The organism is Turicibacter sp. HGF1 (assembly GCF_000191865.1).
Lineage (GTDB): Bacteria > Bacillota_I > Bacilli_A > MOL361 > Turicibacteraceae > Turicibacter > Turicibacter sanguinis.
The window spans coordinates 65,861-84,385 of sequence record NZ_AEXQ01000077.1; the positions used below are offsets into that span (position 1 = coordinate 65,861).

General features: G+C 34.8%; 15 protein-coding genes. 3 read left to right on the forward strand and 12 right to left on the reverse strand.

The window, feature by feature from the left end:
- Positions 1 to 55: 55 nt before the first annotated feature.
- The 3 genes from HMPREF9402_RS07545 to HMPREF9402_RS07555 form a co-directional block, all read right to left on the reverse strand.
- Positions 56 to 997 carry a translation initiation factor IF-2 N-terminal domain-containing protein gene (locus HMPREF9402_RS07545; RefSeq protein ID WP_006784369.1) on the reverse strand — a complete coding sequence of 314 codons (942 nt, stop codon included), beginning with the start codon at positions 995 to 997 and terminating at the stop codon, positions 56 to 58.
- Positions 998 to 1,333: 336 nt separating this feature from the next.
- Complete coding sequence (gene melB, locus HMPREF9402_RS07550; protein ID WP_009607003.1) at positions 1,334 to 2,719, reverse strand: melibiose:sodium transporter MelB; 1,386 nt, start codon at positions 2,717 to 2,719, stop codon at positions 1,334 to 1,336.
- A gap of 365 nt (positions 2,720 to 3,084) precedes the next feature.
- Entirely contained in the window at positions 3,085 to 4,986 is a 1,902-nt protein-coding gene (locus tag HMPREF9402_RS07555) for an alpha-galactosidase (RefSeq protein WP_009606977.1), read from the reverse strand.
- Between the two features lie 420 nt (positions 4,987 to 5,406).
- Here HMPREF9402_RS07555 and HMPREF9402_RS07560 point away from each other — a divergent pair, with 420 nt between their 5' ends.
- On the forward strand, positions 5,407 to 6,705 hold the full coding sequence (locus HMPREF9402_RS07560; protein ID WP_006784372.1) for an alpha-glucosidase/alpha-galactosidase: 1,299 nt from the start codon (positions 5,407 to 5,409) through the stop codon (positions 6,703 to 6,705).
- Positions 6,706 to 7,048: 343 nt separating this feature from the next.
- On the opposite strand, the gene HMPREF9402_RS07565 is transcribed toward HMPREF9402_RS07560, so the two are convergent.
- The 3 genes from HMPREF9402_RS07565 to HMPREF9402_RS07575 all read right to left on the reverse strand — a co-directional run bounded on the left by HMPREF9402_RS07565 (position 7,049) and on the right by HMPREF9402_RS07575 (position 10,180).
- Positions 7,049 to 7,870, reverse strand: coding sequence for a carbohydrate ABC transporter permease (locus HMPREF9402_RS07565; RefSeq protein ID WP_006784373.1), 822 nt, complete (start codon positions 7,868 to 7,870; stop codon positions 7,049 to 7,051).
- A gap of 19 nt (positions 7,871 to 7,889) precedes the next feature.
- Complete coding sequence (locus HMPREF9402_RS07570) at positions 7,890 to 8,816, reverse strand: carbohydrate ABC transporter permease (protein WP_009607008.1); 927 nt, start codon at positions 8,814 to 8,816, stop codon at positions 7,890 to 7,892.
- Positions 8,817 to 8,878: 62 nt separating this feature from the next.
- Positions 8,879 to 10,180 carry an ABC transporter substrate-binding protein gene (locus HMPREF9402_RS07575; RefSeq protein ID WP_009607002.1) on the reverse strand — a complete coding sequence of 434 codons (1,302 nt, stop codon included), beginning with the start codon at positions 10,178 to 10,180 and terminating at the stop codon, positions 8,879 to 8,881.
- 306 nt (positions 10,181 to 10,486) lie between these two features.
- On the opposite strand from HMPREF9402_RS07575, the gene HMPREF9402_RS07580 reads away from it, so the two are divergent.
- Complete coding sequence (locus HMPREF9402_RS07580; RefSeq protein WP_009607011.1) at positions 10,487 to 11,335, forward strand: AraC family transcriptional regulator; 849 nt, start codon at positions 10,487 to 10,489, stop codon at positions 11,333 to 11,335.
- A 25-nt stretch (positions 11,336 to 11,360) separates the two neighbouring features.
- Here the strand turns inward: HMPREF9402_RS07580 and HMPREF9402_RS07585 are convergent, their stop codons facing one another.
- The gene (locus HMPREF9402_RS07585) at positions 11,361 to 12,719 is read right to left on the reverse strand and encodes an MATE family efflux transporter (RefSeq protein ID WP_009607009.1); all 1,359 of its coding nucleotides are present in this window, start codon (positions 12,717 to 12,719) and stop codon (positions 11,361 to 11,363) included.
- Positions 12,720 to 12,859: 140 nt separating this feature from the next.
- On the opposite strand from HMPREF9402_RS07585, the gene HMPREF9402_RS07590 reads away from it, so the two are divergent.
- Positions 12,860 to 13,993 carry a helix-turn-helix domain-containing protein gene (locus tag HMPREF9402_RS07590; RefSeq protein ID WP_009607007.1) on the forward strand — a complete coding sequence of 378 codons (1,134 nt, stop codon included), beginning with the start codon at positions 12,860 to 12,862 and terminating at the stop codon, positions 13,991 to 13,993.
- A gap of 9 nt (positions 13,994 to 14,002) precedes the next feature.
- On the opposite strand, the gene HMPREF9402_RS07595 is transcribed toward HMPREF9402_RS07590, so the two are convergent.
- From HMPREF9402_RS07595 to HMPREF9402_RS07615, 5 genes are all read right to left on the reverse strand, one after another.
- A complete protein-coding gene (locus HMPREF9402_RS07595) occupies positions 14,003 to 14,671 on the reverse strand; it encodes a restriction endonuclease (protein ID WP_006784380.1) in 669 nt (222 codons plus the stop codon).
- A 45-nt stretch (positions 14,672 to 14,716) separates the two neighbouring features.
- Entirely contained in the window at positions 14,717 to 15,334 is a 618-nt protein-coding gene (locus tag HMPREF9402_RS07600; protein WP_039930896.1) for a GyrI-like domain-containing protein, read from the reverse strand.
- Positions 15,335 to 15,355: 21 nt separating this feature from the next.
- Positions 15,356 to 16,093, reverse strand: coding sequence for a class I SAM-dependent methyltransferase (locus HMPREF9402_RS07605; protein ID WP_155222896.1), 738 nt, complete (start codon positions 16,091 to 16,093; stop codon positions 15,356 to 15,358).
- A gap of 15 nt (positions 16,094 to 16,108) precedes the next feature.
- Positions 16,109 to 16,825: an HAD family hydrolase gene (locus HMPREF9402_RS07610; protein ID WP_006784383.1), complete on the reverse strand. Its 717-nt coding sequence runs from the start codon at positions 16,823 to 16,825 to the stop codon at positions 16,109 to 16,111.
- Between the two features lie 152 nt (positions 16,826 to 16,977).
- On the reverse strand, positions 16,978 to 18,462 hold the full coding sequence (locus HMPREF9402_RS07615) for a glycoside hydrolase family 32 protein (RefSeq protein WP_009606994.1): 1,485 nt from the start codon (positions 18,460 to 18,462) through the stop codon (positions 16,978 to 16,980).
- Positions 18,463 to 18,525 lie beyond the last annotated feature (63 nt).

The window sequence follows — 18,525 nt, forward strand, 5'->3', positions numbered from 1 at the left end:
TAAAATGAAAAATAAAAGAGTTGTTTCACCTTCTGTTGAAACAACTCATCATCTCTTATACTGCTTGATTTAGGACTTTATTTTCCAAAACAGCCGTAATTCCACTGTTCACCATTCCATCTAACTTCATTTGCCCAGCACTAATATCTGTTAAAACGACTTTATGTGCTGTTTCAATTCCACTCTTTAGTAAGTTAACAGAATCCCCCATACGTGTCAATCCATTGTCATAATACTCACGACTGATTCCTAATACTTCTGTTAAAATGCTTGCATCATACCAACCTTGATATTCTAAATTATGAATGTTTAACGTTGTTTTGACTTTCGAGAAATAAGGATGTTGATGATAATCAACATGTAACATTAACGGTAACATACTTGTATGCCATTCATTCACCTGAATTTCACCCACTTGCATTCCTAAAAGAGGTAACACATCTAAGATGGCACGATTAAAGAAAGCAAAACGTTCCACATCATCTGCGAATCCATAAATCTCATTACGGTGGAAGTAGTGATCATTTCCAACAAATAAATACGTCACATTTCCTTCTACTAATTTAAAAATTGAAGCACGAGCTTCATGTGTTCCGAATTTAACCGGTAAATCCATAAGCCAATCCATTTCATTTCCAAATGTTTCAGATATATTTAAATACTTTGGTAAAGCCACTATTACATCCCCCTCTTGAGCTTCAACAAATGCTTTCGAAACTTTTCCAAGCTCTCCAAGGTTTGTAAATGGTTCACATTCCGTTACCACATATAACATTGGCTTTTTAACTTTTTGACGTTTAATGACTGTAGGCTTCACGACCTCTTTTATCTCTTTTACCTCTGTGTCTTTTCCTTGACTTAAACGTCCATTCAGTACTTCAAGAGATTCATCATTTAATTTAGATTGAGCTTTGACCTCAATCCCTAGTTCTTGACATACCGTTACAACTTCTTTACTTGTCATATTATATTTTCGTGCAAATTCGTATACTCGCATCTATAATTCCCCCCAGTTAAACCTAAATAAACATATAACAACATTTTAGCATCCTTACCCATTTTTGAAAATCTATCATTTTACAAAACTATCCAACAAGACGAATAGTTAACCGTTTACAATGTCGATTTTCCGTTAATATGACAGGCTTCTTCTCCATTCTTTGATTGATTGTCGGAAAATGATTGCCTGAATTTTATTTAAAAAGACATATTTTTGACTGTATTAACACATCTGCTCGTATTCTTATTCATTTGATTAAATTATCTTCTTTTTTGTCATTTCATCATCGTTTTTACCTAAAAAGAAAGCCTCAGCTATCGCTGAGGCTCTTTATTATCCTTGAATCTTTGCAGGTTTTAAAGCTTGACGTGCTTCTAATTCCATGATGATTTCCTCATGGAAATCTCCATTTAACTTATAGAACTTTTTGTAAATGACGAAGCATAAGATGATAAACACAATCGGTCCGAAAATCATTAATCCACGCATTCCCATAATTGTTCCAGCAGATTGTAATTGATTCGCTTCATATCCCATTAATTGTAACCCTACACCAATCGCCCATCCACTAAAGGCTGACGCTGCTTTTGCTAATAACGTTTGAACAGAGAAGATAATACTTTCATTACGTGTTCCTAATTTAAATTCCCCATAGTCAACAACATCTGCAAGCATAACGGTTGTTGAAGCTAAGACGAACCCTCCTCCACCACGTACTAAAATGGCTGAAATCATGGTGAAGATCGGTTGATTTGGTGCTAATAATCCTGAGAATAATAACCCGACCAATCCGATAACTGGAATGAAACATCCCACTTTAAATAATTTTTGACGTCCAATTTTACGAGCTAAAATCGGGAATAATAATAAACCACCAATTTCAGCAAGTCCTGCTGTTCCATTGTAAATTTTGAACATTCCATCATTACCTGTTGCATACTTAAAGTAGTAAATCGCCATTCCACCTAAAAGTTGCATCATTAAATTCATACATAATACAACACCCATGAAGACCATTAACTGATCATTTTTACGGATAATTTGAGTCATTTGTTTGAATGTTACGCGGTCTGCTTTTTTATCTGTTCCTTCAGCCGTTAATGTTGAAGGCTCTTTAACATTAAGACAGGTAATCACAGAACTTAAAATAAAGATGGCTGCAATGACAACTGCTAATAATTCAAATCCTTTAACATCGTTTCCACCCCCAAGAAGGGCAACAAATGTTAAACCAAATGTTCCAATTGTTAAACCACCGATACTAGCAAAGATACGAGGAATAACAGCCACACGTTCACGTTCTTGTTTATCCTTTGTTAAAGAAGGAATCATTGACCAATAAGGAATATCCATAATGGTATACGTCATCCCCCATAAAATATACATCACTGAGAAGTAAGCATATAAAGGTAATCCCTCTAAATCAGGTTTTTTGAATAAGAAAATTAACACAACAGCATTAATAAGTGTTCCGATTAAAATCCAAGGTCTAAATTTACCGAATCGAGTTTTGGTATTATCTACAATCATTCCCATCATTGGATCATTTACTGTATCCCAAATACGTGCAACTAAGAATAATGTTCCGACAAACGCTGGAGCTAACCCCACAACATCTGTAAAATAAAACATTAAATAGGTCCCCACAATACCATAAACTAAATCTTTTCCTAATGCCCCTATACCATACGAATATTTCGCTTTAGCAGTTAGTTTCATCACTAACTCCCCCTCCTTTTTGGTTTGAAAGCAATCGTTTTCTGTAATTGCTTACATCATCTATCATGGTTATATACTACCACGTGTGAAATCGTTTTACAACATATTTGAGTAAAATTTATTTATTTTTTTACCTTTAATAGCGACTTTTAAACGAAAATATATTGAAAATAGATCATATTATTCCTTTTTTATTTCCATTAAACCATCTTTGAAAAACCGTTTACACCTATATAAAAACATTGAAGTTATCGTTTTCCGTTTTATAAAACTAAAAATTAGTTTATTTTACTTGAATTACAAAAAACAATCCCCCCCTCATTAGCCAAAAAGACTGTATCAAATAAGCTGATACAGTCTTTTGGTTAAGCTATTTTTTTAAATTTAATAATGGTACTTGCATAATCACCTGATAACTTCACTTGAATTCCGTGATTCATTAAATACGATCCCGATTTGATGATGAGATCATCACTTAAGTTAAATTCATAGCGTGCATCTGCATCAAGTCCTCGTATTTTAATACAAGCGCCAAGACGTGAAATTTGTGTTTGAGGTAAGAAGACAAATAAGACAGCTTCATCTTCATTTGCATATTCATATACCTGATAGTTATTTGACGTGATTGGATTTAATCGATAGAAATCCCCATCTTGGATAATATGACGAATTTCTTTATATTCTTCAATCAACTGACGAGATAATTCCATCTCTTCTTCTGTAAATTTTAAAATATTGCATCCCATTCCAAGTGTCCCCATCATAGCGCTATGGAACTTGAATGTTAATGGAATCGTCGAACGATTGTTAGCATCTGTTACCCAGGCACGCATCGCTTTAATTGGGTACACATATGAGTAAGTACGTTGAATTGTTAGACGGTCATAGGCATCTGTGTTATCACTTGTCCAGAAATCATCAAATGAATCTAACATTCCATAGTCTACTCGTCCTCCACCACTTGCACAAGCTTCAAGTAATAAGTTTGGATACTTCTCTTTCACACGGCGTGCAATGTCATACACCGCTTCAATATGACGGTACCACATATCACGTGAAATTCCTGTTTGAGAGATTGGGCGATTTGCATCCCATTTAATATAATCAATCTCGTAATTTGCTAATAAATCATCAATCATATTAAATATAAATTCTTGCACTTCGGGTAACGTTACATTTAATACCATTTGGTTACGTGACGTATCATTCATACGATTTTCAAAATGATAAATCCAGTCCGGATGATCTTTTAATAACTGTGTTGGTGGATTCACCATTTCTGGTTCAATCCAAATTCCAAACATCATTCCCATCTCTTTAACAACCGAGATTAAGGGGGTTAATCCTTCAGGGAACTTATCGGTATTTACATACCAATCTCCAAGTCCATCTGCATCAGAATGACGTTGCCCAAACCATCCATCATCGATAACAAATAACTCGACTCCCATCTCTTTCGCTTTTTTAGCTAATGCAATTTGTTCATCACAGTGAACATCAAACTCAGTTGCTTCCCATGAGTTGTAAAGGACAGGACGAACTCCATCACGCAGGACATGTTGTTTAGCAAAGTCATTCATGGCATGTGTCATCGCCTCAAATCCTGAATTCGTGTAACCCACTAACATGGAAGGAGCCATGAATTCCTCACCTGGTTGCAGTGAAATCACACAGTCGTGTGAACTGATTCCCATTTGAACAAGCGTTCCGCCATAAGGACGTGGTTCAATAATCGTTTGGAAGTTTCCACTTAATTTTAAAACCCCAAAGTATACTTCTCCATTTGTTTCTGATGCCTGATGATCTAAAACAAAGAATGGATTGTGATGATGCGTTGAAATCCCACGTCGGTTTTCTAACACGATTTTCCCTTGACCAAGTGGTTGTTTAAATTCTTGGAACTCCGCTAACCAACGTCCATGAGAGCTTGTTAACGTTAAATCTTGATATGGAAGATGGATTTGTCCACTATGAACTTTTTCAATTTCAATGATATCGTTCCCAGTATTACGAACCGATACTGTACGTTCGATTAAATCTTGAACTTCATATACTTTATAATGTAAATCAAACTCAAACTCGTAATGTGCATCTTTTAAGTGAATCACTAACGTCTCTTCAGTCTGCGTATACCCAACATAGCGATACTCAATGTCACGCGTTCCATCAGCAAAGTTTACTTTTAAACAATGTTCCTTATAACGCATCCCACCAAAGACTGGATATTCTTCATCCGTTAAATCCAAGATTGGATCGTTACTCGACATTTCCGCTAAAGCCGGTACGTCAAAATCTTCAAGATTATTTACTTTTGGTCACCAATATAAGTGACGTAATAATCCCATATTATCAACTGCAAAAGCATATGTTGTTTTATTTGTTTCTAATCCAAACAGTTGGCGTTTTTCATCAATTAAAAATCCCATCCTATCTCTCCTCTTTATACACTTCTATTGCTTTTTTCCTCATAACCTAAGACGTCTTCTAATCGTTTTTAAAGATAACGTTTCCAAAGTTATTATATTATAGTTAACCTGAATAAACAACTTCGTTTTAGTAAAATTTTAGTTATTTTTTATAACAACCATCATTTTTCCATATGCATCCGACATCTAGACCTATTAAAACGATTTCACAATAATTATAATGGAGAGGTAAAAACAACTTACTATTAGGGGGATTTATAAATGATTAAAATTACCTTTATTGGAGCCGGAAGTACAGTCTTTGCTAAAAATGTACTAGGGGATTGTATGTTAACCCCAAGTCTTCAAGATGCTCATATTGCTTTATACGATATTGACTTAAAACGATTAGACGAATCATATCAAATGCTTGAAAATATTAATAAAAACTGCAATGAAAGCCGTGCAACAATTGTTTCTTATACGGATGCTCGCGAAGCTTTGACTGATGCAACATTTGTTGTGAATGCCATCCAAGTCGGAGGATATGAGCCTTGTACGGTTACAGATTTCGAGATTCCTAAAAAGTATGGTCTTCGTCAAACGATTGCCGATACGTTAGGAATTGGCGGTATCTTTAGAGGACTGCGTACGATTCCCGTTCTACTTGACTACTGCAAAATCATGGAAGAAGTTTGTCCAGATGCCTGGCTACTAAACTACACGAATCCAATGAGTATTTTAACGTTGGCCGTTTTAAAGGCGACTAAAATTAAAACAATCGGGCTTTGCCATAGCGTTCAAGTGTGTGCACCAGATCTTTTACGTCATTTAGGGATGGAATACGACAATGTTTCGTATAAAATTGCAGGGATTAACCACATGGCATGGTTATTAGAAGTTGAATCGAATGGTCAAGATTTATATCCAAAAATCAAAGAGAAAGCAATTGCTTTTGAAGGAAAACACTATGATATGGTTCGTTTTGAAATCATGAAACGATTTGGCTACTATGTAACGGAATCAAGTGAGCATAACTCAGAATATATGCCTTACTTCATTAAAGAGAAATACCCTGAGTTGATTGAGCGTTTTAATATTCCACTAGATGAATATCCTCGTCGTTGTATAGAACAAATCAAAAACTGGAATAAACTCCGCGAAGAGATTGTTCATGATCATAGCTTATCTCATACCCGTACCCACGAATATGCTTCCTATATCATGGAAGCCATGATTACAAACAAGCCTTATAAAATTGGCGCTAACGTTTTAAATACTGGCTTAATTACTAACCTTCCTAATGACTGCGTGGTTGAAGTCCCATGTTTAGTTGATGCAAGTGGTGTCACACCTTGCTTTGTAGGAGATTTGCCTCCACAACTTGCCGCTTTAAATCGTACCAATATTAACGTCCATCAGTTAACCGTTAAAGCAGCTTTAACACTAAAAAAAGAACATATTTACCATGCAGCCATGCTTGATCCTCATACTTCATCTGAGCTTTCAATTGATGACATCTACGCCTTAGTCGATGATTTAATCAAAGCCCACGAAGGATGGTTACCAGAATATAAATAATCTAAAGGGACGCTAACAATTTAGCGTCCCTTTTAACATTGTATTGATGAATAACTTTTTGGGCCCCAACCTCTCGTAGAGAGAGTTCCTCAATCACTAGGTAATACGAAATTCTAATATACCATTGTTATATGATACAGTACCGAGTTTTATGACAACTGTCTCTCTTAAGCCAGTTAGATATCTTTTCTCAATAAATTTTATTACTATTTCATACATTTGTTTTTCGATCTTCATGTTTCTACCCTTTTATTAAATTATAACAGAAAAAAGGACTGATATGGGTAAGCAGCAATCAGTCCTCTATATTTTAAAATAGGCAGATATAAAGAATGAAATTTAATTATTTTCCTCCAGTTGTTGCAATTCCTTCAATAAATTTACGTTGGAAAACGATAAAGATTAATAACATTGGCCAAATGGCAAGTAATGACCCCGCCATTAATTGCGGGAAGTTTGTTGAGAACTGTCCTTGTAATGAGGCTAATCCAGCAGATAGCGTCATTTTATCAATTGACATGTTAACAATTAACGGCCACATTAAGTCTTTGAAAGCAAATAATGCTGTGAAAATTCCAAGTGCAACGAGTCCAGAGTTAGCAAGCGGGAGCATGATGGTAAAGAAAGTACGTCCAATACTACATCCATCAAGTTTTGCTGCTTCTTCAAGTTCGGCTGGAATTCCCATAAAAAACTGACGCAATAAGAATGTTCCAAAAGCACTTACTACCCCTGGAATCACTAAGGCAGTGACGGTGTTTAATAACCCTAAGTTTTGAACTAAGTTAAACTGTGGGATGATAAATAATTGTCCTGGTACCATCATTTGAATTAAAACTAAGCTAAAGAAAAATTTCTTTCCTGGAAAATTTAATCTTGCAAAAGCATAAGCAGCCATGGCACTAAATAATACTGATCCGATAACGCGGAAGATTATCATTAAAATCGTATTAAGATAGAACTTTCCAAATGGTAATAAACGAAGTACTTCTGTATAGTTACTAAATTGCATTTTGTCTGGGAAAATTTTTGGAGGGATCTGAGTTGATTCTCCTAATGTTTTTAAAGATGTTAAGACCATCCATACGAAAGGTAAAATCATGACGACAGCACCTAAGATTAAGATGATGTGAATTAATAGATTCCCTTTTTTAATTTTTTTCATTTTTCTCACCTCTACTCTCTTAGTAATGTACCCATTTTTTCTCAATTTTTGATTGAATAAATGTAATGACCATAATAATGGCTAATAATAACATGATAATCGCTGATCCATAACCTTTATCATTAACGGTGAATGAATGTTGATAGAATAAGTAAACAAGTGATTGTGTACTTTCAATTGCCATACTTGTTTTATCAATCATCATGAAGATAACATCGAATACTTGGAACGCTGAGATGATACTTGTGACCATTACAAAGTATAAGCTTGGTGAAACTAATGGTAATGTGACACTGAAGAATTGGCGAATTGATCCTGCTCCATCAATACTAGCGGCTTCGTAATAATCTTTTGGAATTTCTTGAAGACCTGCTAATAATAAAATCATATTGTAACCAACAGCACTCCAAATTCCAACGATGGCAATGGCAATTAAAGCGAAATTAGGATCACTTACCCATTGAGGTCCCTGTATTCCAATGAGGCTTAATAAATAATTAATTAAACCGAATTCTGAGTTAAATAACCATTTCCAAACCATCGCAACAGCAGCTGGTGCCGCAACCATTGGCAAAAAATAAATAACGCGATAAATGCTTTTCCCTTTAATTTTTTGATTTAATAAGACAGCAACTAATAATGAAAAGATGATAATAAATGGAATCACCATGAGGACGTATTTTAATGTGTTCCCTGTGGCTTGCCAAACGGCTGGATCTGAAAATAAACGTTTATAATTTTCAAAACCAGCCCATTGAGAAGATCCAAAATCACCTGTTTTTTGAAAACTTAAAATAAATGTCTGAATTAGTGGGATAATATTTAAAATTAATAATCCAATGACTGTTGGCGCTACTAAAATATATCCCCACATCCACTCATTATGCTTCGCATTTTTTAGTTTAGCGGTACTTTTTACTTTTCTTTTATTTAATGCAATCGCCATATTTTCCCCTCCGCTTTTTTTAGGGGTAACCGTTCAATTGAACAGTTACCCTTTGTTTATTTTTATTCTGCTGCTAAAATAGCATTAATTTGCGTCACTAATTGATGACAAGCATCTGTTACTGATAACTCACCAGCCCATACTTTACGTAAGATTTCCATTTCTACTGTTTCCCATTTTGCTGTGTTTTTAGTGTAAGGTTTAATGTGTCCGTACTCTAACATATCAACTAAGCATTGTGTATCAAAATTATTTTTAGTTGTTGCTTCAACCCAAGCTTGTTGCGCTGCACCGTAAGCCGGAATAGCTGATGCGTACTCACCTTGAATGATGTTTGCTTCTTCTGATCCTAAGAATTCAATGAATTTAATTGCTGCTTCTTTATTTTTCGTATTAGCTGCTACTGAATTTCCTAATCCATTATAAATGGTTGCATTTCCTGCTTTTCCTTGTGGTAATGCTGCTACTGCACAATTTTTTGCTGTATATTCATTTGTAATAAATTCGTTATACATCCAAGAACCGAACATTCCCATTGCAACTTTTCCTGATGTAAATAAGGTTGAATTTCCATTTTCAGCAAATTGTGTTTGAGAAGGTGACACTTTTTCTACTAAACTTAAATTTGCATACCACTCTAAAGCTTCTTGTGTTTCTGGTAATGAATACCCTGATTCTGTTTTATCGTTGATAAGGATATCTCCCCCATTTTGATAAACATAGTTAAATAAATTTTCTTCTGTGTTTAAAGGAGCATTTAATCCATAAACCCCTTTTTCAGAATCAGTTAGGTCGTGAGCAGCACTCAATAAATCATCCCATGTCCAATTTTCATTTGGATATTCAACACCCGCTTCATCAAATAATGTTTTGTTGTACCACAGACCGATTGTTGAAACATCTTTTGGAATGGCAATTTGCGCTCCATCCACATTGTATAAATCAACAACACCTTGAGCAAAATTGTTCATATCGAGTACTTCACTATTTTCAATCACTTCATTTAAATCCATTAACATTCCACTATTTGCATAACGGATATGTTGGCTTGAGTGCATCCAGAATACATCTGGTAACGTTCCCCCAGTAGCCGCAGCTTCAAGTTTTGTCCAATATTGATCCCAAGGAGTTACCTCTACATTAACTGTAATTCCTGGATTTTTTTCTTCAAATGCATCCGCAATGGCCTGCATGCCTGGCTCTTGACCTTTATCCCAAATGGAATAAGTAATTGTCGTTCCTTTTGAGTTTCCTTTCGTTGTATCAGAACCTGATGCTGTCTCATTTCCACACCCTACTAATGTTGTTCCTAAAAGAGCAGTTGCCATTGTCGCCCCAAATAATCTTTTTAAATGTTTTTTCATGCCATTTTCCCCCCATGGATTAATTTTTAAAAGGATTTTTCCTTCTTAGTACTTGAACTTATTCTTGAAATATTTAGTAAACTCTTCTATGTTCTTTATCGCTTAAAACTCGTTGTAAAGGTTTACATAATTATAACATTACACTTTAACAGGTTAAAACATGGTAAAATGTAAGCCCTTTATATTAAAATGTGAGAAACAAACTTTTATAAGCGTTTTTTTTATAGTAAAATAAAAATTACAAGTCTGAGTTAATCCGAAAATGTAAGGGGGTTATCTTTAGCTTTATTGGAGGGAGAGTATTATATGGGAGAGTGTAACTATTTTCAAGACGAGACTGTCACTTATTTTGAACCATTAAATAAACAATCATTTGATTTGTTTTTATGTTTCTGTGGGATTGAAGCTTGTCCCCCTAGACATTCTTACGATAAGGTACGTTCGCAATATTTGATTCACTATATTTTAGATGGAGAGGGAACCTATAAAGTAAATGACAAAACCTATCATTTAAAAAAGAATCAAGGTTTCTTAATTACACCTGAAACGCAACATTCTTATCAAGCTGATGAACAAAATCCTTGGACTTACATCTGGATTGGTTTTAACGGGGTAAAAGCAGCACACTACTTAAATTACGCTAATCTTAATAAAGAAAATCTCATCTTTGAATGTCAAGATTCTGCTAGCTTATATAACTGTGTGAAGAAAATGTTTGAATTAAATGCAGATACCCCCTCTAATGAACTTGAAATTCAATCCCTTCTCTATCTTTTCTTATCTAAACTCGCTTCTAATAACGCTAATATTGATTTAAAACACCGAAGTAAAGTAGCGGCTGAAGGATACCTAGAGCAATCCATTGAATTTATTAATAACTATTACATGAAACCCATTAAAATTAATGATATTGCCAGCTACATTGGTGTAAACCGTAGTTATTTAACCTCTATCTTCAAACAAAAACTCAATATTTCACCTCAAGAATTTTTAATGAACTTTAGAATGGAAAAGGCAAGTCATCAATTAATGAACAGCAATCAACCCATTAATGAGATTGCTAAATCTGTTGGTTATCCTGATCCCTTTGCTTTCTCAAAAGTCTTTCGAAAAATTTATGGTAAAAGTCCTAAACAATATCGTGAAACAAAATAAAAAAAGAACCTCGAAGGCTCTTTTTTTATTCTAATATTAATTCTTGCTTGGCCACTGCTTCATGTTTTGCTTTTGATTTTTTCATTAAGAAAATAACCACTAAAATAGTTAATAATTCAGCACATGGAACCGTCATCCAAATTCCACTAATTCCAAAGAACCTTGGGAAAATCATAATTCCCGTTAAAATAAAAATCATTCCACGACAGATTGCTACAATAATTGAAGATAGGGCATCTCCAATTGAGGTAAAATATCCTGAGAATAAAATATTAATTCCATTTAAGAAGAATGTAAAGGCATAAATTTTAGCTCCATGAGTCGCTAACTCTAATACAATCTGATTATCCTTTACAAATAATAACACCATATATTTTCCAAAAAAGAAAATTAAAATAAATAATAAACTTCCCATTACTAAGGCAACCTGACAACATAATTTTAACAGTTGACGGACACGCTCTTGTAATCCTGCCCCATAATTATAAGAAATAACCGGTCCAATTCCAGCAGAAATACCGCACACAATCAAAGAAGCGAATAAAGATAGGTACCCGATGGCTGTAAAAGCAGATACCCCCGCTTCCCCTGCAATACGCATAAAAGCTGCATTAAAAACAAATGTCGAAATAGCTGTTGCCAACGATGAGACCCCCTCCGACGAACCATTATATAAAAGGGCCCCCGTTAATTTCGCATTAAATTTTCCTTTTGTAAAATTTAAAATTGATGATTTCTTGAAGAATGGAATAGCTACAATCAAGAAGGATGCCGTAAATGATAGTCCCGTTGCAATCGGAGCACCAATGATTCCTAAATTTAAAACTTTGATTAAAACATAGTTAAAGATAATATTGGCAATCAGACTGACAATCGAGCTAACTAAATACACATTTGGCATTCCAATACAACGGACAAAAATTCCTAAAATAAATGATAGTCCAATAGATGGTGCAAATAAAGCTAGTATCTTAATATACATTGCCGAATCTGCTAATAGCACATCATTCGCTCCTAAAAACGTCGCGATTTGTTCACTACATGTAAACCCAAAAACTGCAATGACCAATGATAATCCTAGCATAAATAAGCACGCGGACTTAAAAATATCTTGGGCACGTTTCACTTCCCCCTCGCCAAGACTTCGTCCAATATAACTTGCTCCTCCAACTCCAATAATTAAATTCATTCCAATCATAAGTTGCATAAATGGAGCGGCAATATTCACACTTGCCATTGCATTTGTTCCAACAAAGTTTCCAAGGAAAACTCCATCGACCATTGTTTGAATCCCCGCAATTGTTAACGAAAGAATCGCTGGAATCGAAAACTTAATAAAAAGCTTTGAAATCTTTTCAGTTTCTAATATATTATCTCGTATCATGATGTCTCTCCTCCTATACATCTAAAAACTGACTTAAATTCCTTGATTTTGAGCCTGAATCATATTATCATGAATCAATATTATATTTTTGTATTATATTGATTTTTTTGTAAAAATATTGACCTTAAGAGGTAATCATCATGAACAACAAACATATTCAAAACCTTATCAATCTTTTATCCGGAAGCTTAAACGCTCCCATTTATTTTATCGATCCTTCATTAAACATTATCCTGAAATCAGAAGGTTCATTACTGCTACATTTAACAGATTCATTTGCTGATCCTTACTTTGAAGAAGGAGCACCTCTTCCTAAACTTAAAACACTGAAAAACGATGGACACTTTCTTTGCTTAACGTATTATGAAGAAGAACTTCTGATTGGGACTTTCCTAATAGGTCCTCTCAATTATCATCTGACTTCTTTTACACAAGTCATTCATCAAGGTTGCCTGCTATACTATTTACTTTATCGAAAACACATTGATTTCAATGAAGTCTTAAAAGATAATTTTTTCAAACAACCACTCGTTGATTCGATTGAAGAAAAATTAAAATCTGATTTTACAACACTACGACAAATCGCGGAAGATAACATAACGTTCTTTCCCCTAGCTTATGAAACTCATATTATCAATGCCATTGAATATGGAGATCCTGAACAACTTATTAACGCCGTTGAAAAACTAAGTAGACAACAACCTTTATTAAACCAATTACTAGAAGATCCCCTTCATTCTTCTAAAGTTCTTTATATGACTCTCATTATTTTAGGTGCTCGTGCTTCCATTAGAGCAGGTTTAATCCCAGATGTCGCTCATAAACTGACTGTCTTTTATTTAGATAAAATTGAAAACACCTCTGATATGCAAGAACTTGCAAAACTTCAACTAACCAGCTTACTCGATTTTACGATGCGTGTTCAACAAATTAATACTTTAACCTTCTCACGACCAGTACTTGATGCCATCTTTTTCATTCATAAAAATTTATATGACAATGTTTCACTTGAAAAAGTAGCGACTGAACTACACTTCAATAAAAGTTACTTAGCTCGTTTATTTAAAAAGGAAATGAATGAGACAATCGGTGAATTTATTTTACGGGAAAAAGTAGAAGAAGCAAAGCGACTACTCATGGTTTCTAAACACTCCTTACTCGATATCAGTGTCCTGTTGCACTTCAATGACCAAAGTCATTTTACAAAAGTCTTTAAACAATTCGTCGGACTGACGCCAAAAAAATATCGAGATCAACATCAATTTAAAGGCTAAAAGGCACAATCATATCGACTGTGCCTTTTCTTTTGATTCTTCAATGACTAGCCAGACAAGCTTGCTAATCGCTGTCCCATTATAGCATTTAATGTTATGTTGTGTCGCAATCTCAGTGGCCACCTCTGTCAAATTCGCACAAGTCATAAAAAGTCCCGCCTCTAGGTGAGAACGTGCCATCTTCTCCTTTAATGTTTGAATCGCCGTTTCATCATATTCAATTCCTTCACTTCCATGTAAACAATAAACTAACATACTCCGCCCTGAAGGATCGATTACTTGCAAAACATTCTCCTCACTCACTAACTCTACCCGTTGATATCCAAGTGCTCTTAGCAAATCCGCGCAATAATACACAAATTGGACAGCAGACATCTTAAAAAAATTAGACTTAATTAATCTAAATTGAAGCTCGATTTCAGCAAAACGCCGCTGACTATCTACCCAATGTGCCTCAGCCTCCTTAATCGCTAACTCATCTCGATGAATAGACCATAAAACAGCCACTCCAAATAGGGGGCCAATCACAAGTAACCACCAACTTGGTATCACAGCAAAATAATGATAAATTCCTTTGAAGAAATCTTGAAAAATAAAATACGTTATCCATAAAAAACAGCCGGCCATTATCAAAACCATCTGTTTTTGAACACGCTCAGCAGAAGAATTATTCACCATTATCACCACCTTAAATAAGTTTGTTATGGGAATAATTCCACTCTTTTATTCAACTCGATATCTTAAAACTGTTTTCAATTTATCTGGTGTTACTTTTCTAAAATCGGATAAATAAATTTCTCGATGCTTTAACGATACAATAGTTAGATTTTGTTCATTAATAAATGTCTTCATCTTTTCAAAGGTGATCAGTTCATCATCATATGGACCAACATGTAGCATTTGTACCGATAATCCATCTTCTATCTCTTCAAATACCACCTCATCTAGCAGTGGATGAGGCTTCTTCTTTTTCACTTCATTCAATGCTTTTTCAAAAACTTCCGTTGTCACAAACTCCGGTTGGCGAATCATAATCGTATACAACAATTCATCTTTATTAAGTACCTGTGATTGTCTACCTTCCTCCGTTAAATCCCAAACTCCTTCTAATGGATATACCGTATATTCCATGTAGCCAACTGGTGTATATCCTTTTTTCGGCATCATTTTAATAGCGTACGCAATCGAATAAAGCACTCTAATTCGATCACTAAAATCCGCTTGATTTGGATTTCCCTTTCCTTTAATCGTGATAAATGGTTGCTTAGGAATGGTGACCAATGTTGGCTTAGCCTTCGGCATATATAATTCTTTCTCGTGTTTTCGCCATTCATGCTTCATCATTCATTAACTCCTTCTTTATTAAACTTCCCCTACATACCAAACCGTTTCATTTGGCATCGTTAAAATTCCATCAACTGCATATTTCTCAAAAAATTTCTCTAAGGCTTCCATATAATCTTCAAATTTTTCATCACCTTCTATTAAAGAATAAGAGGCTGATCGTGCACGATTAATAAAACTTTCTTTATTAAATACCAAATGATTGGCTACCCTTTTAATTTCATACTGATTTTCAAAAAACTCACAAATCTTTCGTGATTCTAAACCACCACTGAATCCTTTAAAACTAGGGCAAAACATCTGGAAAAGCTCATGATATTTCATAATGACCTCACTGTCTCTAATCCACGAATTCCAAATTAAAATCACTTTTCCCGTCTCTTTTAAAATTCGTTGGCACTCTAACTTAAAAGAATTCGCATCAAACCAATGAAAGGCTTGCCCAACCAAAATAAAATCAACACTTTTATCCATAAGAGTAGTTTGTTCAGCAGTTCCTTTCACTGAAATGAATCCCTCTTGATTACTAAGTAAAGACTCTGCCACCTGTCGCATCTCATCATTTGGTTCAACACAATAGACTATTCCTGCAACCTTCAAAAGATCCTGTGATAACTTACCTGTCCCTGATCCAATATCGGCTATCACCGTCTGTTTATTAACTTCCAAATCACACACCAAATACTCAAATAATCCTTTTGCATAACCCGGTCTTGACAAAGTATAAGCACTTGATTTACCTGTAAATTTATTCATATGATCCACGCAACCTCACTCCTTGTTCTCTTCAATCCATTTCACAATCACATCATATAACTCTTCTTCATGACGTACACAAAAATTCGGCACAACCTCACCCTCAGGCATCTCCCTTTGACGACGATTCAACCAAACCGTCTGCCAACCAGCCATATTCGCTCCCACAATATCACTCTCGAACGTATCCCCAACTAAAAGCGTCTCTTGTGGTATCAAATCCATCTTCTCCTTGACATAATTAAATAAATCAAGATGCGGCTTCGCCACCCCGATATCACCCGATACAAAAACAAACTCCCGCGGGATATACTCCATCACTCTTAGTGCCTCAACCTTATTCCACTGATGATTAGAAGGGCCATTCGTTATAATACCTAGACGAATTTGATTTTCTTGACACAGATTCATAATTCGAATCATTGTTTTAGATAACTCAAGCTTCTTTTGATTTGTTGCGTACAAATCTTGGAACTTTAGTGCCTCCTCATCACTTACCAAAATCTCAAGACTTTCAAATGCCTTTTGAACTCGGTATATATACATCTTCTCCATCGACATCTCACCACGTTGTGTCGCTTCAAAAACCTCATCACTAAAATGGCGGCTTCTCTTATATAGCTCTTCAACTGATATCTCATAACAGCCTTTAAATAATTCATCATATGCTTTTTGAAACGGAATTACTTGATCATATAACGTATCATCCACATCAAAAATAATGGCTCTCATTTACTATCATCTCCTTGCTATTTATGAACATTCTATCACATTACCGAATTAAAATAGCTAGCTCTTATTTAATAAATAAGTTTAACATAAAAGTTTATCCTGTCACAACAAAACAAAAAAACCATTCAGTAATTGAATGGTTTTTTCGTTATTTATTTTTTGATTTCCCATAAAGTGGCTTCTAAATCAACAGAGCTATCAGCAAAGAATTCAATGCCTTGACTCTCCTCTTTCGTAAAGATACGTGTTGTGAAGACTTCCTCTCCATCATTCACAAAAATTTCAACTGATGACTGATCGACAAAAATTTGTAATCTTAACTCATTAGCCTCAAAATGACATTGACGAATTGATCCGTATTCCTCTCCACACATCCTACCTGATTTTTCACGATTTAAGACTAATTTTTTATTTTCTATATCGTAATAGAACACTGTTTCTTCTTGTTCACTTTTGCGTAATTTGACTCCAACTCTTCCTTGGGTTAAGTCCGTAAAACGACATTGTAATTCGTAAGTTATGCCTTCAAATCCCATAAATTTCTTAGATTCAGCATTTAAAGTTGTTTTCACTTCTACGCGATGATGACGTAATTTCTTTAACTCCTCAATCGGTTTTTGAATTAACTTGTTATTCTTTACCGTTAATTCACGTGGTAAGGTTAAACAATGTGCCCAACCTGATTCATCTGTGACACAATCTAGCTCTGGTAGACCAAGCCATCCTACTAGGATACGTCTTCCCTTTGGATCTTCCATCGTTTGAGGTGCATAAAATTCAAATCCACGATCAAGTTCAGTAAACTCTCCATGATTAAAAATTCCGGTTTCAAAATTAATAGGCTCTCCTACTAAATAACCTGATTGGAAGACATTTTGATATTTATCTCCCTCTGGTGCCATTCCTTGTGGAGACATCAGCATAATTCCCTGACCTTCTAATGTGAAATAGTCTGGACATTCCCACATAAATCCACTATTATTTTCAAATGTTGTGTTGATTTCACCTTTATACGTCCACTCTTCTAAATTAGATGATTCGTAATAAACGACTGTTCCTTTATTTCCTTCGTCAGTCATTTTTTCTGCCCCAACAATGCAATAGAATTTATCTTCGATTTTAAATACTTTTGGATCACGGAAATTATCAGTGATTCCTTTTGGCACATTTTTAATGACTGCTTCTGGATACTTTTTAATTTCTCCTGCTTCATTCATGACAGCCAAGCATTGATAAGGATGACGAATCCAATTTTCATCACGCGTATTTCCTGTATACATTAAATATAATAATCCATTATGTTCAATCGCTGTTCCTGAAAATACCCCGTGACTATCAAGTGCACAATCTGGAGACAGGGCAATCCCACGATTCTCCCAGTTCACTAAATCTTTAGAGGCTGTATGATACCAATACTTGACTCCGTGAACAGGTCCAAGTGGGAACCATTGATAAAATAAATGATACTCACCATTATAAAAACTAAATCCATTTGGGTCATTTAATAATCCTGTTGTAGGTTGAATATGAAACGTTTGACGATGAGAACAAGCATCGACTCTATTTTTTAAGTCAGTTATTTCACATTCTGCTACTTCTTCAATTCTTCTATATCTTAATTCACGTGGCCATTCCATAATTTCAACTCTCCTTTTAAAGTAATCGTTTTATTTTTCTCTTCCTAACAGAAACTGCTTTAA

Bases quoted from the DNA above. Each gene is read 5' to 3' on its own strand.
- HMPREF9402_RS07545 (WP_006784369.1), bottom strand. From the start codon at position 997: ATGCGAGTATACGAATTTGCACGAAAATATAATATGACAAGTAAAGAA.
- melB (WP_009607003.1), bottom strand. From the start codon at position 2,719: ATGAAACTAACTGCTAAAGCGAAATATTCGTATGGTATAGGGGCATTA.
- HMPREF9402_RS07555 (WP_009606977.1), bottom strand. From the start codon at position 4,986: ATGTCGAGTAACGATCCAATCTTGGATTTAACGGATGAAGAATATCCA.
- HMPREF9402_RS07560 (WP_006784372.1), top strand. From the start codon at position 5,407: ATGATTAAAATTACCTTTATTGGAGCCGGAAGTACAGTCTTTGCTAAA.
- HMPREF9402_RS07565 (WP_006784373.1), bottom strand. From the start codon at position 7,870: ATGAAAAAAATTAAAAAAGGGAATCTATTAATTCACATCATCTTAATC.
- HMPREF9402_RS07570 (WP_009607008.1), bottom strand. From the start codon at position 8,816: ATGGCGATTGCATTAAATAAAAGAAAAGTAAAAAGTACCGCTAAACTA.
- HMPREF9402_RS07575 (WP_009607002.1), bottom strand. From the start codon at position 10,180: ATGAAAAAACATTTAAAAAGATTATTTGGGGCGACAATGGCAACTGCT.
- HMPREF9402_RS07580 (WP_009607011.1), top strand. From the start codon at position 10,487: ATGGGAGAGTGTAACTATTTTCAAGACGAGACTGTCACTTATTTTGAA.
- HMPREF9402_RS07585 (WP_009607009.1), bottom strand. From the start codon at position 12,719: ATGATACGAGATAATATATTAGAAACTGAAAAGATTTCAAAGCTTTTT.
- HMPREF9402_RS07590 (WP_009607007.1), top strand. From the start codon at position 12,860: ATGAACAACAAACATATTCAAAACCTTATCAATCTTTTATCCGGAAGC.
- HMPREF9402_RS07595 (WP_006784380.1), bottom strand. From the start codon at position 14,671: ATGGTGAATAATTCTTCTGCTGAGCGTGTTCAAAAACAGATGGTTTTG.
- HMPREF9402_RS07600 (WP_039930896.1), bottom strand. From the start codon at position 15,334: ATGAAGCATGAATGGCGAAAACACGAGAAAGAATTATATATGCCGAAG.
- HMPREF9402_RS07605 (WP_155222896.1), bottom strand. From the start codon at position 16,093: ATGAATAAATTTACAGGTAAATCAAGTGCTTATACTTTGTCAAGACCG.
- HMPREF9402_RS07610 (WP_006784383.1), bottom strand. From the start codon at position 16,825: ATGAGAGCCATTATTTTTGATGTGGATGATACGTTATATGATCAAGTA.
- HMPREF9402_RS07615 (WP_009606994.1), bottom strand. From the start codon at position 18,462: ATGGAATGGCCACGTGAATTAAGATATAGAAGAATTGAAGAAGTAGCA.